The sequence below is a fragment of the bacterium genome (assembly GCA_013360215.1).
Classification (GTDB): domain Bacteria; phylum CLD3; class CLD3; order SB21; family SB21; genus JABWCP01.
Window position 1 is genome coordinate 16,649 of record JABWCP010000006.1, and the last position, 15,759, is coordinate 32,407.

At 46.6% G+C, this 15,759-nt stretch carries 12 protein-coding genes and 1 tRNA gene; 6 read left to right on the plus strand and 7 right to left on the minus strand.

Annotation, left to right across the window (positions count from 1 at the left end; translation table 11 throughout):
• Positions 1 to 27: 27 nt before the first annotated feature.
• The 7 genes from HUU58_05640 to galT form a co-directional block, all read right to left on the minus strand.
• A complete protein-coding gene (locus HUU58_05640) occupies positions 28 to 1,986 on the minus strand; it encodes a 2-oxoisovalerate dehydrogenase (GenBank protein ID NUN45147.1) in 1,959 nt (652 codons plus the stop codon).
• A gap of 243 nt (positions 1,987 to 2,229) precedes the next feature.
• Positions 2,230 to 2,910: a heme exporter protein CcmB gene (locus HUU58_05645; protein ID NUN45148.1), complete on the minus strand. Its 681-nt coding sequence runs from the start codon at positions 2,908 to 2,910 to the stop codon at positions 2,230 to 2,232.
• 107 nt (positions 2,911 to 3,017) lie between these two features.
• Positions 3,018 to 3,092, minus strand: a tRNA-Pro gene (locus HUU58_05650).
• Between the two features lie 80 nt (positions 3,093 to 3,172).
• The gene (purS, locus tag HUU58_05655) at positions 3,173 to 3,418 is read right to left on the minus strand and encodes a phosphoribosylformylglycinamidine synthase subunit PurS (GenBank protein NUN45149.1); all 246 of its coding nucleotides are present in this window, start codon (positions 3,416 to 3,418) and stop codon (positions 3,173 to 3,175) included.
• Positions 3,419 to 3,439: 21 nt separating this feature from the next.
• A complete protein-coding gene (locus tag HUU58_05660; GenBank protein ID NUN45150.1) occupies positions 3,440 to 5,161 on the minus strand; it encodes a M61 family metallopeptidase in 1,722 nt (573 codons plus the stop codon).
• Between the two features lie 50 nt (positions 5,162 to 5,211).
• Positions 5,212 to 6,681 (minus strand): glycogen/starch synthase, encoded by a 1,470-nt coding sequence (locus tag HUU58_05665; GenBank protein ID NUN45151.1) that lies wholly within the window; start codon positions 6,679 to 6,681, stop codon positions 5,212 to 5,214.
• A gap of 17 nt (positions 6,682 to 6,698) precedes the next feature.
• The gene (galT, locus tag HUU58_05670; protein ID NUN45152.1) at positions 6,699 to 7,697 is read right to left on the minus strand and encodes a galactose-1-phosphate uridylyltransferase; all 999 of its coding nucleotides are present in this window, start codon (positions 7,695 to 7,697) and stop codon (positions 6,699 to 6,701) included.
• 249 nt (positions 7,698 to 7,946) lie between these two features.
• On the opposite strand from galT, the gene HUU58_05675 reads away from it, so the two are divergent.
• The 6 genes from HUU58_05675 to HUU58_05700 all read left to right on the plus strand — a co-directional run bounded on the left by HUU58_05675 (position 7,947) and on the right by HUU58_05700 (position 15,685).
• Positions 7,947 to 8,621, plus strand: a complete 675-nt coding sequence (locus HUU58_05675; protein ID NUN45153.1) for an STAS domain-containing protein — start codon at positions 7,947 to 7,949, stop codon at positions 8,619 to 8,621.
• 182 nt (positions 8,622 to 8,803) lie between these two features.
• Positions 8,804 to 11,791 carry a hypothetical protein gene (locus tag HUU58_05680; protein NUN45154.1) on the plus strand — a complete coding sequence of 996 codons (2,988 nt, stop codon included), beginning with the start codon at positions 8,804 to 8,806 and terminating at the stop codon, positions 11,789 to 11,791.
• A gap of 350 nt (positions 11,792 to 12,141) precedes the next feature.
• On the plus strand, positions 12,142 to 12,414 hold the full coding sequence (locus HUU58_05685; GenBank protein NUN45155.1) for a hypothetical protein: 273 nt from the start codon (positions 12,142 to 12,144) through the stop codon (positions 12,412 to 12,414).
• Positions 12,415 to 12,439: 25 nt separating this feature from the next.
• Positions 12,440 to 13,312 carry a LysM peptidoglycan-binding domain-containing protein gene (locus HUU58_05690; protein NUN45156.1) on the plus strand — a complete coding sequence of 291 codons (873 nt, stop codon included), beginning with the start codon at positions 12,440 to 12,442 and terminating at the stop codon, positions 13,310 to 13,312.
• 90 nt (positions 13,313 to 13,402) lie between these two features.
• Entirely contained in the window at positions 13,403 to 14,434 is a 1,032-nt protein-coding gene (locus HUU58_05695) for a PhoH family protein (GenBank protein NUN45157.1), read from the plus strand.
• Between the two features lie 75 nt (positions 14,435 to 14,509).
• Positions 14,510 to 15,685 carry an acetyl-CoA C-acetyltransferase gene (locus HUU58_05700; protein NUN45158.1) on the plus strand — a complete coding sequence of 392 codons (1,176 nt, stop codon included), beginning with the start codon at positions 14,510 to 14,512 and terminating at the stop codon, positions 15,683 to 15,685.
• The last annotated feature ends 74 nt before the right edge of the window (positions 15,686 to 15,759 follow it).

The following is a 15,759-nucleotide window of genomic DNA, read 5'->3' on the forward strand; positions in this document are numbered from 1 at the left end:
GCCTTTTTTTATGTCCGCGAAAAATTCTCAATAGGCCATGATGTTTTCGATAGCATGGGCGATTTTGGCTTCATCCACCAGCACCGCGGCTTCCAGAATACGTGAGAAGGGGATCGGGCAATCCGCACTGCATACGCGCGTCACCGGGGCGTCAAGATATTCAAAACATTCCTGAGTTATGCGCGCTGCGATTTCACCGCTAAATCCGCCGGTAGCCTGATTTTCGGTCACGACTAAAACGCGATTGGTTTTTTGAACCGAGCGTTTGATCGTTTCCATATCCAGCGGTACGATGGAGCGGATGTCGATCACTTCAGCATGGATACCTTTATCGGCCATTTTTCCGGCAGCACGCAAAGACCAATGTACGGGTGTTCCGTAGGTAACGATGGTTACATCCTGGCCTTCACGACGCACGCGGGCTTTGCCAAACGGTACAAAATGATTTTCATCCGTTTTGGGGCTTTGCGCAAAAATCTGATTGTACAAAAATTTAGGCTCGAGGAAAAAAGTAATACCGCGGGAGCGAATGGCGGTACGCAAAAGTCCTGCCGCATCATCGGCAAAAGACGGTACAACGACACGCACGCCCGGAAGATTAGCCATTATGCCCTCCACAGTTTGTGAGTGGTAGAGGCCGCCGCCGATATATCCGCCGCTGGCGAGGCGAATTACGATATTGGGGCAGTTTTGACCATTGCTGCGATAGTATTCATGGCTCGTTTCGACGATTTGCTCCATCGCAGGCCACACATAGTCTGCAAACTGAGCGGCTTCGATCACGACGCGCACATTATCATGCCAACGCGAAAATCCGTTGGCCGTGCCGACGATAAAATCTTCGGCAATCGGCGCATTAAATACGCGCCCGCGTCCGAATTCCTGTTGCATGCCTTTGGTCGCATTAAATACACCGCCTTTATCTTTGGAAGCGACGTCTTGTCCCCACAAAAACGTATCGGGATTATGTCGAAATTCTTCGTGAAATACGCGGTTCATCGCCTGTAGTATTTTTTCGGTAGGTTCGCCGTCCGGTGTAGGCGTTTCTTCGACCTGAATCGGTTCGGGTGTCACAAAATCCATGGCGGTCGCGGGATCGGGAGTAGGCGCGGCTTCCGCTTTGGCAGCCGCTTCATCGACGATGTTTTTATTATCATTTTCGATCGCCGTAATTTCGTCTTCGCTAAAAATGCGCTCTTCGACTAAAAAGGAACGGAATTTATGCAAAGGATCTAACTTTTGCATGTCGGCTAATTCTTCCGGCGAACGGTATAATTCATGACGATCGCTATTGGAGTGCGAATTCATACGAACACAATCGGCATGCACGATGGCCGGACCTTCACCGGAACGCACGTACGCGATGGCTTCGTCCATGGCGCGACGGCTGTCAAAAAAATCTTTGCCGTCGCAATTGAAAATTTTCAAGTTTTTGAGGCCTCTGAAATTTTCCGATACGACGTAGTTGGCTGTTTGTTCTTCGGTGGGAACCGAAATGCCGTAGTGATTGTTTTGAATAATAAATATCACCGGTAACTGTTCACGCGAAGCGCCGTTCATGGCTTCATACACGTAGCCTTCCGAGGACGAAGAGTCGCCGAAGCTGGCAAAAGCGATCGCGTCGGATTTATAATACTTGATCGCACGCGCGACACCGACCGCATGCAGCGTGTGATTGGAAACGCAGGATGAAACGTTTTCGATCTGAATTTCCGGTTTCGCAAAGTGGTTGGACATATGGCGTCCGCCGCTGGCCACATCATCTTTGCGGCTGAGACCGTTGAGCATGATTTCATAAGGGGAAATGCCGGCGGCAAGGCATGTCAATTGATCGCGGTAGTAGGGGAAAAGAAAATCTTTGTTGGCGCGAAAGGAAAGGCCGAGGGCGAGCTGAATGCCTTCGTGTCCGCCGCACATCGCGAGGTAAGACCAACCTTTGGATTGGCGGATAAATATGGAAGCCTGATTATCGATCAGGCGACTCATATGCGCCAGAGTGTACCATTGTTTAAGAGTGTCGCGTTTGATTTCGGGACGTTTGGCTCCCGATTTGGATGATGCAACAGCTTCCAAAATGTCTCTCCGTTTTTGGTGAAACCTATGTTTTAACAACTCTGTTTTTTTCAATAAACGCGGCACTATAGTGAAAAAATCAAAGCGATTCAAGCAAATTGTTGGGTCAACGATTTAACCAAAATGGTTAGGTGAGGCAACAAAAGTCAGCGTGAACTATTCTTCAAGAATGTATTCGAAGGTGAGAAACGAAGTGACGATAATGGTGACATCAAAACCGAGGAGAATCTTAATCCAATCGAAGGCTCCGGACAAAGGTTCCCCACGGAGTAAAACGGCTGTGGCTTCGACGGCTGCAATAATCATGGGTATGGTAACCGGGAACAAAAGCACCGGCAAGAGCACCTCACGCATGCGGGTATTCAGTGCTACGGCGGAAAAAACCGTACCCGTACCGATAAAGCCAAGCGTGCCGAGTATGCTGATCAGGAGTAATCCCGGGAGTTGTTCCCATATATTGACATTAAAGAAGAGTACAAACACCGGTATGATAAACAGTTCAACGGTAAACATAAACATCGCGCCGGAGAGCAATTTACCCAGATAAATGGCGCCTTTATCAACGGGCACCATGATAAGCGCCTGCATATTGCCGTTATCGTTTTCCGATGCGAAAGCGCGGTTAAGTCCCAAAGTGCCGGCAAATGTAAAGGCGACCCACAGCATGCCGGCGCCAATCTCCTGTATTTCCTGAGAACCCGGGCTGACAGTAAAATTGAACACCACCAACACGAGAATACCAAACACCAGCATGGCACTGAATGATTCTTTAGTGCGCTTTTCGGTAAGGAAGTCCTTCTCGAAGATGGTCCAAACGATGCGGAGAAAGGCGTTCATGTGTTCTTAAGTTAGTATCGTAGCCTAAAACAACAACACCAGCTTGCGCTGGTGTTAAAAAATTTGTTTTATTTCGACATAAAATCCATGTGTTGCGATATGTATCGTCGGGGTGGGGAGATTCGAACTCCCGACCTCTTGGTCCCGAACCAAGCACGCTAACCGGGCTGCGCTACACCCCGAACATAAAACAATGCCCTGATACAACAAGGCGGGGCAATCATGCTAAAAAAAAAACTTAAATGCAACAAGTTTTTAGCAGCTATGCCACTTCGATCTGATACTGTTCGATGACAAGATTGGCCAAAAGTTTCTGACACATCGTATCGGCCTGACGTGCCGCGTCTTCTTTTGAAGAGGCTTCCATTTTTATTTCGATATACCGGCCGAGCCGAACGTCATCTATTCCGTTAAAACCGAGAGTTTCAAGCGAAGACATGACAACTTTGCCCTGGGGATCCAGGACTCCCGCTTTAGGCGTAACTTTTATTTTGATCGTACACAGCATGTTGGATTTCCTGTTTATTTTTTATGGTGATGATAAAATGCTTTGGCGAATGCGTAATTGTTTTTCCGTCGGAGCGGCGATTTCTTTAATGCTCACCGTCGGTTTTTGGGAAGCGACGATGGTTCCTTTGAGTGCTATAGGTTTTCCGTTGCGTTGAACCATGAGGCGTACCGATTCGCCCACGCTGAGCGATTCGAGCGCCTCGATGCGAGTCCGAATACCGTCCATCGTCGTAGGTAACGTTTGTTCCTGAATAGACGTGACAATATCTCCGGATTGCAAGCCCAATGCAAAAGCGGTTGAATTTTCAGACACCGATTGGACAACTAATTTTCCACCGGCACTTACATCCCAAAACCAACCGTGGGCCGGTGTATAGATGATATCATAGGCCAACCCCGCTTTTTCCAAAATCTCCCGCACCGGCAAAGGTTTCCCGCCGGCAATGTAGTGCGAATAAAACGAAGTAAAATCAACACCGGTGAACTGTTTGATGGTCATGATGAGCGTTTTGTCATCATAGGGTTTGTCTTTTTTTCCGAAGGCACGATGCATGCGCACCATCAGACTATCCATCGAAACCGCGTTATCCGTTCGATCGCGCATCTCAATATCCATAAGCCATGCCGTCAGCGAACCCTGTGTGTACATAGCCGGGGCAACGCCGATCTCCGATGCGTTCCGGCTGAGCGTCTCTAGATTGGCCGAAGGATTTTCAGCGGCAATATCGCGAAACGTATTATAAAAAACTTTTTTCGATAAAAGCCCTGTACGCATCAGCGTAAGCTGCGCATAATATTCAGTAACGCCTTCGATAAACCAAAGGTTCTGTATTCGTAGCGGTGCTTGATAGTTGATGATATGTAGTTCTTTGGGATGAAAACGTTCCGGATTCCAACGATGGAAAAATTCATGAGCCAGTACGCGAATCAGGTACGATGAACGCAAATTGCGCTGACTCGCGAAAGGCGGTAAGTAATACGATGACGCACGCGTGCTTTCCAAAGCACCGTACCGGCTGCCCGCTGCAAAAAAATTATATAAAAAATAATACGCTTCACTCGGACGATCGTCAAATAAGCGATTTTGGTAACGTATAATGGTTTTGGCAAGATTCAAAAGCGTGTCGGTTTTTATGTCCGTTTCGCTATTGATGACAAAATGATAATCCGTGCTATCCAGTGTAAAACGGAAAGCTTCGATAGGCCATGTACCCAAAAGCGCCGGCGCATCCACCAGTTCATCGTAAGAACGCGCCGCATAACGGAAGTCGGAAATGCGTGACAGTGGCGTCCATACGCGCCAACCACAGGGAAGCTGAAACTCGACTTGACAGGCTTCCGTTTGATAACCCTTGATGTAGCCAAATACGCTCGGACCATTATAAAAAAATGTCGAACGATCCATAGAGTTCAATGTGGTCGGTAATACAGGCACACTGTCTTCGGGGATGTCATGAATGCGGTAGGTGATGCGTGCGAGTTGGCGTGCGTTTTTGACAAACCATTCGTTATTATTGAGGCGTGAAACAGATATTTCTTTTCCTTTTATGTCCCAAGCTTGCACACTGTCAACCCAACGCCCGTAGTCCACGATACGATAGTTTCCGGGTGACCATGCCGGCATACAAAACGTTGCCGATTTGAGTTTGATTCCGGTGAGCGTGAGCGTGACGTAACCTTGATCGGAGGACGGACGGGGAATATCAAGCCGATACTGAAAGCGGGGCGTTTGAGCCGTCAATAGTCCGGCGCTAATGAATATAAAAATAATTCGTATCAGAACGCCGCCCCTTACTTCAATTTAGCCAGCGCTTTTTCGTACAGCTTGATCATAGAACTCGCGCTGAGTGCCCAGTTCGCATCGGATTTCATCGCATGACGAACAAGATGATCCCAGCCGTTTTTGTCCGTTTCGTAATAGGAAACGGCGGCGGCTATTTTTTTGACCATATCCTTTTCGTCGGAGTAAATAATCGCGTTACCGGATGTGCTTTTTTCTTTGGTCGGGGTAAAACGATCACTGATGATACATTCTTCGCGAATTACGGGTATGCCGCCGTAACGAATGCCGTTCATAAAATAGATTTCGGCGAAGTCATCCGAAGGAGGTATATACAACATATCGGCTACGGCAAAAAAATTGTGCCGGAACTGCTCTTCGGGATCCTGCATCGTAAAAAAAGTGTGGTTTGGATTTTTGGTAATCAACGGTTTTAAAGATGAGACGGACGAAATCGAATCGTTGGCCAAAATGAACAGTTGCAACTTCACATCTTTGACAGCTTTGAGAAATTGAGACAGCGCTTTATGCTGCGAAGCTAAATCCTCTACCAGAATACCAAAAATCGGGTGTGCCGGATCAAATCCTGTACGTTTATCATCTAAAAAACCTTCGCGGTTGGTGACTTTTCGCTCAAGTTTTTCCGCTGAATAGGATTTATATAAGGTATTATTATTGACCGGACTCCAATAATTGTGCTCTCCGCCAAAATAAGACTCCTGCACCATTTTGGCCGATGCCAAAATAGCCTCCACATCGTTGGCCGGTTTGGTGATGGTCTTCAGATGTTTATGCGTCATCGGTATCGTGACGGCATCGGAATGCATGATAGCTGTTTTGAGAAAACTGAATTTGCTTTTGTGAAAGCATTTTTCTTTTTCGATGATGTGCGCCTGGCCGAAGGCCTTGTCAAAAACGGATTTGTCAAACAAAGCGGGTTCTTCCGTGTTAATAACGGAAAATGTAATGATCGTTTTTTTGAAAAAATTATTTTGCTTCTGCTCTTCGCGGATCATGGCGGGCAAAAGGCCGGACTGCCAATCTATACAGTGTACGATATCCGGCTGCCATCCCAGAGTTTTTAAGGTTTCGATAGCCGTGCGGGCCAACAAAATAAAACGTTCATCGTTGTCTTTATAATATTCGCCCGTGCGTTTATCACGGTAGAGATCGGAGCGTTTGTAGTATTTTTCTTGTTCGGCAAAATATATCTGCGTTTTGGTTTCCGGAATGAAGCCCGATTTGACGGACACCGGCAGATCGCCGTTATACATTTTTACGGGAATGTCTTTCATCCGAATAATATCGCGGATGATGTGTTTTCGCTCATTGATCAGACTGTATTTGGGCATAAGTACGCGCACTTCATGTCCCATAGATTGCAATTGTGCAGGCAACCCGGCCGCAAATTCGGCTACGCGTCCGTCACGGGCAAAAGGGTAAACCGCCGGTGCTACAAAAAAAATTTTGGATTTTTTCATATCCTAAACAAACTCCATTAAAGTCGAACTTGTCGTAAATACGTCGCCGCATTTTCCGGCGCCGTAGGGTTAATAAAAAAACCGGAGCCCCATTCAAATCCGGCCACACGCGTCAACTTAGGAATAATCTCGATATGCCAATGGTACGCGTGATCGGGGACATAGGTATTGAGAGGCGCCGTATGCAATACAAAATTATAAGGCGGATGGTTCAACGCTTTCCGAAGGCGCATCAGTGTTTCCTGAAAAACCGAAGCCAAAGCGTTAATCTTTTCGTCATTCATATCTTCAAAACGCACTTCATGAGTTGCCGGTAAAATCCATGTTTCAAACGGAAAACGTGCCGCAAAAGGTTCCAAAGTGATGAAACCGTCGCGGTCTAATACAATGCGTCGATTATCTTTGCGATCATCATTTAAAATACCGCAAAATACGCACTGGTTATGAGTTTGATGAAAGTCTTGCGAGCCGCGCAATTCTTCCTCGACAGTTTTGGGTACGACCGGTGTTGCGATAAGCTGCGAATGCGTATGCTCCACCGTAGCTCCGGCGGGCGCACCTTGATTTTTAAAGATGAGCGCATATTTCAAACGCGTATCATTGCGCAGGTCGCGGATACGGTCACGATAAGCGCGGATAACATTGGTAAAATCCGGTGCGCTCATTTCTTCCAGCGTACACTGGTGCTGAGGCGATTCGATGATCACTTCATGGGCACCTAAACCGTCCATAAATTCGTAAAAACCATTATGCCGGTGGCTCTCCTGACCTTCTACCATCAGCGCAGGAAATTTATTAGGCACTACACGCAGAGACCAACCGGGTTGATCTTTCATAGTTCCTTCGTGACGAAAAGCCATAATTTCGCTTGGCGTTAAATGTTCGTTACCGGCACAAAAAGGGCAACTTGTGGTTAATTGCGACGGCGTCTCTGCAAAATCTGACGGACGCTTCCCGCGTTCCTCAGAGATGATGACCCAACGATTGACGATCGGATCTTTACGTAGTTCAGACATAATGCGTTCTGAGAAACATGGAGTATGCCGTGATATATCTCAAAACCGAAATCGCAATGTCAGTCACAATATTATTATTCAATCGGTGCAGTTTAATTGTTGTAATTTATGAATTTTTTGTAAAAAAGACAAATGGAAAACTAAGTAAAATTACATAAACAAAAAACTTGCGCATGGAAGCAAATTGGATTAAGTTGAAATCAATTGCAAAAAAACCAAACCGTCAGATTCTAAAGAGGATTTCCGCACATGGAGGGTATTCAAACTACGGTCAAGTTCGCCGGTCCTGGCGATAGCGTCGCTGTTATAAAGGTCGGAGGGTACATTGATACGACGACGTCATCCGAACTGGAACGTACGCTAGGCTCTTTGCTCAAAAAGAACCAACACCGTATTGTGGTAGATCTTGGCGATGTGGATTATATCAGTTCCGCAGGCTGGGGTATTTTTATTTCTGAAATCAAGGGTATCAAAGAAAATAGCGGCGATCTTAAGCTAGTTCGCATGATCCCCGAAGTGTATGAAGTTTTTGAATTACTCGAGTTTCATTATATTCTCAAAGCGTACGATACGCTGGACGAAGCCGTGGATGCCTTTGTCAAAGAGTCCGGCGGATCCATGTCGGCTAAACCGAAAGACAGCACTCAAACTATGCAAGCGGCATCGGTTGCCAAACCCGTAACCGCGGCGCCTGTTACTAAACAGGCTTCGAAACCGGCCGACGAGGCGGAAGACGAAGAAGATAATACACCGGCCACAACCCAAGGCGACGAAACCCCGGATGAATATCTTGCACGTGCGGTGCGTCAATATCCGACCTTGAGCGCTTGGCAGTTGAAAAAAGTACTTATGACCTCCGATTTCGGTTTTACCAATATGGGTTGGTTTGAAATTAGAAAAAAAATGAAGTCCGTTCGCCGGTAAATATTTTTATGCATATTTTGTATTTGAAAAGTCTCCCGATCCGTTCGCGAGGCTTTTTTATTTTAGGGGTAGTATTTTTTTTCGCCTCACAAACCGCGCGGAGTATAGGCCAGTCCTATCTTCCGCGATGGCAACAAAAAATACATTATGTAATGGATGTTGATCTCGTCCCGGCGACCGGCATGCTTACCGGCCGACAAAAAATTATCTATACCAATAATTCGCCCGATACACTGCACGCTTTGCATATGAATCTCTATGTTAATGCATTCCGCAAAAACAGCCGTATGCATCGTTACCACGAGGAGCGGGATAAATATTACGGCGGCAGTCTGATCTCGTATGTACCGGAGGCCTATCTGGGTTATAGCAAAGTACAAAATATTCGGGACGAACTTGGTCGCCTCTTATCACAACGTGAAGACGATACGTTACTGGAAATAACTTTAGCGGAGGCTATTCCACCGGGCGGTGTTTGTACGCTGACGCTGGATTTTGAGGTGAAAATTCCCGCACAAATTCGGCGCATGGGTCGTTTCAACCGGGAAGGCGTGAGCTTTTCCATAGCTCAGTGGTACCCCAAGTTGTGCGTTTATGATCATCGCGGATGGCATAAGAATTATTATCTTGCTCGTGAATTTTTTGGTGAATTTGCCACGTGGGACGTCAGCATCACCTTGCCCGCACACTACATCGTCGGCGCCAGCGGCCATCTGACCAATGCCGATAACATCTATGCTATGATGATGAGCGAACCCGAAAGCACTTCAATGGATCGCGTTTTACCGTCAAACGGCAACCAGGATTCCATACCGGAGGGGGTCGAGTCCTTGCAACGCAACCTCGCTGAAATTACGCGACAACAGTCGGTGACAGTGCCAAACCGCACATGGCGCTACCATGCAGAGGATATACATGACTTTGCTTTTGCTGCCGATCCCGACTATAAAGTGGAAATGTTTGATCATCGGGGCGTGCGTGTCAATTTATTGTGTCTGCCTGATGTCGAACAACGATGGGCTCCTATGAAGGAATGGGTAACGAAGATTATTGATTACATGGAAGCGCATGTTGGACGTTACCCGTATCCGGAGCTGACCGTTGCGCAGGCCGGCGACGGGGGGATGGAATATCCAAATATTGTTTTTATTACCGGACGCCGAGGAAATTTTAGCCTTGCCAGTGTCACGGCACACGAATTGATTCACAATTGGTTTTATGGTTTGCTGGCTAACGATGAGACACATGAGGCCTGGTTTGATGAGGGCATCACGTCTTATTATACGACGCGTCTTATGGAGCATTTATTTGGCCGGTATGCCAATAGGGAATACGAAACCGAATTTCAAAAAAAATGGTTTCCTCGCGAGGATGCGCGCATCGCTACATTTACCGGTTGGGCGCATTGGGTAAAGCAGGGTTACGAGGAGCCCGTGTTGACGCATTCGGACTACTTCAAAAGCGATCCGTCGTACTCTATGGCAACGTATTACAAAGGTCAGATTTTTATGAATGCGCTCGAATATCGCTACGGGCGTGAACGCCTTGACAGTCTCATGCGTGATTTTTTTGAAGTATACCAAAAGCATCATACGCTGACTGACGATTTTAAGCGTTTTCTCGAGTATAAAACCGGTGAGAAATTAGATTCGTTATTTGATCAATGGCTCAATACAATAGAATATTGCGACTACGGCATAGCGCACATCACTAATTCAAAAAACGCTGCCGGTCAAAATCAGGTAAAAGTCAAATTAGTTCGTCGCGGCGCAATCACAATGCCTGTGGATTTGTATTTGAAACTGACCGACGGAAGCTGGACCGGCGTGCGCATTCCGGCGCGCCACGATGACCCGAATAAGCCGGGGTTGAAACGATGGACCGAATGGCCCGCATCCGATCCGACGTATACGTTGACGATGATAACTGATTTGCCGGTGGACCGCGCTGAAATTGATACATCCGGACGGCTGCCGGATATCTTTCGGATGAACAATCGCAGTGGTTTCCTCCCGAAAACAGAGTGGCACTGGCAGCGTCCGCTGGGTATTTTACCGACGGCAGATACGTACGTGATCGAACATCGGCCGTCTTTGTGGTACAATCAGACGGATGCCGCCCGCATCGGTTGGAAAATGAGAGGCAAATGGGCCACCGATGAACACCAAATAAAAGCAGGGGTATACGCAGGCACCCGAAGCAGGACTATTGATTATGAAATAACATATAGTACGCCGATGTATAGCATAGGCAGGCAAGTTTTTGTTGACATGGCTTCATACAAACTTGACGGCGTGTTTCAGAATGAATTATCGTTTCGTAAGAAGTGGTTCGGCGGTGCTTACGAACGTCCTCCGTATTATGACGTTTCATTAGGTCTTCGTACGTCGCGTCGTTTTAATTCGACGTATCTGAATCCGGGAGTATTTTGGGAAAAAGGGGACGTCCATGTTTTGACGGCGTCTTTACAATGGCAGCCACAAATCTTTGACAGTCCTCGTCTGAAAATGACCGTCGAAACTTCGACTTTCGCCTCGGATTATACATTTACCAAAGCCGATTTGACATATTACAAGCCTTGGGTACTAAAACGAAATGTGGCTACGCTGGAAAGTCGAATCTTTGCAGGATTAGCTGACGGAAACGTGCCTTTGCAAGATCAGTTTTATCTGGCCGGCGCTTCGCCACGCCAAATGTTTGTTAATCCTTGGTACCGATCGGGAGGTACGCTGCCTGAAAAAGGCTGGCGTGATGCATCCGGTCAAAGGCATATCTATTACGACGGTCAAGGCAGTATGGCCGGATATGCGGATAGTAATGCGTTGGGTATGCATATTATTGCGATTAATCTGGATTTGAAACTGACTAACCCTCTAAAACCATTAATTAAAAAAGAAATTTTATTTATTACTCAATTTGAACCGATGCTGTTTTTTGACGCCGGCGGTGTATCCGGTAAAAGCGGAAAGCGGAGGCATTCTATACCCTCACTGGTTTTTGATGCAGGTTGTGGATTTCGGTATCTGCCCGCGTTTATTCCTTCGTGGATGGGTAATTATGCGATTAAAGCCGAATTTCCTCTATGGGTCAGCGATCCTTCGCTGGCCGGGCAGTCCGGCAAATCATGGGCTTTCCGTTGGTTGATAGGTTTCGAAAATGCGATTCGCTAAAACGTCGCTTATTTAAAAAAGAGGGGATATGTATGGCTCAACACGTAAAAACTCCGTTTAAAATACTTGTGATAAAGACACTGATGATCGTATGGCAAAAAAAAATTGCCATACGCTATTGGTGCAGAACTTGTAACAAAAAGCATGATGACATCATACGATATGGCGAAAAATACCCTAAATTTTCATGTTCGGCCTGCGGTAGCAATAATATCATTGACCTAAAGTATGAATAAACAAAAATTCTTATTTTATTTGACAAAATCCGTTGAAATACGTACTATACCCATAGAGCCTTAAAATCTATATTATTTTAGTACTTATAAATCCTATACGAAGGAGAACTCACTATGTTGAAATCGAAGGCGTTGTTGGTGGCCGGTCTTTTTGCGCTGCTGACTATGGCGAGCTGCAAAAGCTACGCGACGCGCGAAGAATTACAGCAGTTAGATGACAACAAAGCCAAGACCAAGTCCATGGAAAACAAAGTTGTCGAGCTGACGAATGAAAAGAAACGCGTCGAACAGGAAGTGCAAACCAAAAAACAAAAATTAGAACAGGCCAAAAAAGAAAAATCTGAAGTATTGAAGCGCCTGGAAGAAATTGAAAAGAATAATAAGTAACGAAGACCGAGGAGACCTTACCAAAATGAAAATCAAATCCTTATTGGCGCTCGGCCTTTCGATCCTGATCACAGGCGCAACCGTACAAGCGCAAGATGAAGTCAAGATGGAAAAAGCCGATTGGGCTGCTCAAGTTGCTGCGCAACAACAACAGCAAGCCGCTCAACAGCGCACGATTGACAGCTTGAATAAAGCTATCAACGGTGTCAAAGAAGAAGGCACCAAAGTAGACCAAGAGACCGAGCAAGTTTGGCAGGAAATTTATGCTGCCCTTGGTACGGATAAAGCCGGTGTTGAAGCGTACAAAAAACAGATCGCTGATCTTGAAGCCAAAGTTGCTGACCAATCAAAGCTGAGCGACGAAGCGTTGAGCAAACCTGAAAAACAAAAAGAACTCGAAGCACTCAAGGCCGAGACCATGGCGCTTAAAAAAGACAAGCGCTATGCATTGACGGAAACATATAACAAAGTCAATGATCTCAATAGCCGTGTGGACCAGGTGATCAGCCGTGGAAAAAACTATACGCCGCCCAAACCGCGTCATGATAGCTATAGCGTTGTCATGGGTGATTATTTGTGGCGCATCTCCGGTAAAAAGGAAGTGTATTCCGATCCGTTCCAATGGGTAAAAATTTACTCTGCTAACCGCGAACAGATCAAAAACCCGGATTTGATCTATGCCAATCAGACGTTTATCATTCCGCGTTCCGAAGAAGCCAATGAATACTGGGTACAACGCGGTGATAATCTGAAGTCGATCGCTCAATCACGTCTCGGTAATCCGTCCGACTGGTGGAAGATCTATAACGCGAATAAAAACGTTATTGATAACATCAATAAAGGCGCTGATACCAAAGTGATCTATCCGCACACGATCCTGATCATTCCTAAGAACTAATGTCTGGCGAATGACACGCGTGTCAAAACTGTAAACAAAAAGCTCCCGGATGAATGCATTCGGGAGCTTTTTCTTTGTTAAGGAGTTATTTTGCCTCATACCGAAGAACGTAGTATCAAAATCAAAGGAATCAGTCCGCTGGTTCTTTTGGGGCCCAATGATATCAACCTGAAAATACTTGAGCGTGCTTATACTGCACGTATCGTAGTGCGCGGTGAAAATATAACACTCCGCGGCGATGCGAGCGAAGTTCACCAGTTGGAAGAGATTTTTACGGAATTGATCTTTTTGGCCAATAAAAAATCGCGCCTCGATTCGGTGGATGTGGAAACGGTGATACGTCTCGTAAAAACCGGCCGGGATGAGCATTCGAGCGAATCGGAGGGTGTTATCACGCATAAAAATCTAAATGCCGTCGTATTGTTTACTCATAAAGGTTTTATCGAGGCCAAGTCGGATATACAAAAATCGTATATCCGTGAAGCGCGGCAAAACGACATTATTTTTGCAATCGGGCCCGCCGGTACGGGCAAAACCTATCTTGCTGTGGCGATTGCGGTAGCGGCATTAAAGAATAAAGAAGTGGACCGTATTGTGCTATCGCGTCCGGCCGTTGAAACGGGGGAAAGCCTCGGATTTTTGCCCGGTGATATGCATGAAAAAATAGATCCGTATTTACGGCCACTGTACGACGCGTTGCACGACATGATACCTTCGAACAAACTTCAAGATTATATGGCGCATCATGTCATCGAAATCGTACCGCTGGCCTATATGCGGGGACGCACACTCAGCAATGCCTTTGTGATTTTAGATGAAGCGCAGAATACCACGCCGACACAAATGAAAATGTTTCTCACACGACTTGGCGCGAATGCCCGTGCCATTGTGACCGGCGACATCTCACAGAGCGATCTTCCGCGCGGTATGATGTCGGGATTGCGCGAAGTGAAAGAAATTCTAACAGGTATCGAAGGTATTTCGTTCGTTTATTTTGACAAAAATGATGTCGTGCGTCACAAACTTGTACGTGATATAATAAATGCGTATGATGCTTATGATGATGAACAGACCGGCGCGATACATCGAAAAAATTTATCCATCAAATCGAGTAACGAATAGAGAACATCGATCGCTTGAAAAAGCGTATTAGTTTGTTAAATCAATATCTTATATAAAGCAATCAGGAGTGTATATATGAAAGAAGTAGTCATAGTCAGCGCGGTGCGTACCCCGATCGGTTCATTTCAAGGGGCGCTGAGTGAAATCGTCGCTACCAAATTAGGCGCGATAGCCGTAGCCGAGGCGGTTAAGCGTGCGGGTATCAAACCGACCGACGTGGATGAAGTCATCATGGGCAATGTACTCACCGCCGGTGAAGGACAGGCTCCGGCGCGTCAAGCCGCGCTGTTTGCCGGTCTGCCTGAAAGCGTAACGTGTATGACGATCAACAAAGTGTGCGGTTCGGGTCTTAAGGCCGTGATGCTTGCCACACAAGCTATACAATGCGGCGATGCGGATGTCGTGGTGGCCGGTGGAATGGAAAGCATGAGTAACATTCCGTACATATTGGAAAAAGCCCGCACAGGCTATCGTATGGGCCATGGCCAGCTCGTGGACGCCATGATCAAAGACGGTTTATGGGACGTGTATAATAATTTTCATATGGGTAGTGCGGCCGAGTTATGTGCAAAAGAATGCAATATTCCGCGGGACGCACAGGATGCCTTTGCTAAAACAAGTTATGAACGCGCGCAGAAATCCATCAAAGAAGGTGTATTTAAAGATGAAATCGTAGGCGTCACCGTGACCTCCAAAAAAGGCGACGTTGTGATTGCCGATGACGAAGAACCCGGAAAAGCAAATTTTGAAAAAATGCTGACACTCAAACCTGCATTTCAAAAAGACGGCACGATCACGGCAGCCAATGCCTCCAAGATCAATGACGGTGCTGCGGCATTGGTCGTGATGTCCCGCGAAAAAGCGGATAAACTCGGACTCAAGCCGTTGGTACGTATCGTGGCGCAAGCTTCATCGGCCCGTAAACCCGAATGGTTTACGACCGCGCCGATCGATGCCATCGGTAAGGTTTTGCAAAAAGCCAATCAGAAAATCGAAGATATTGACCTCTTTGAGATCAATGAAGCGTTTGCCGTAGTAAGTATGGCTGCTGCGAATCAACTAAATATTCCTTCGGAAAAACTCAATGTCCATGGCGGTGCCATTGCGCTTGGCCACCCCATTGGCGCCAGCGGTGCGCGTATCTTGACCACGCTAATCCACGCGATGCAGCGTCACAACAAGAAGCGCGGTATGGCGGCGATATGCATCGGCGGCGGCGAAGCCAGTGCATTGATCGTAGAGCGAATCTGATTTGAATAACCTTTGTTCTTTTATGCAAGACACAGAATAGCGGTATGACGAATCTCATACATTCTGTGTCTTTT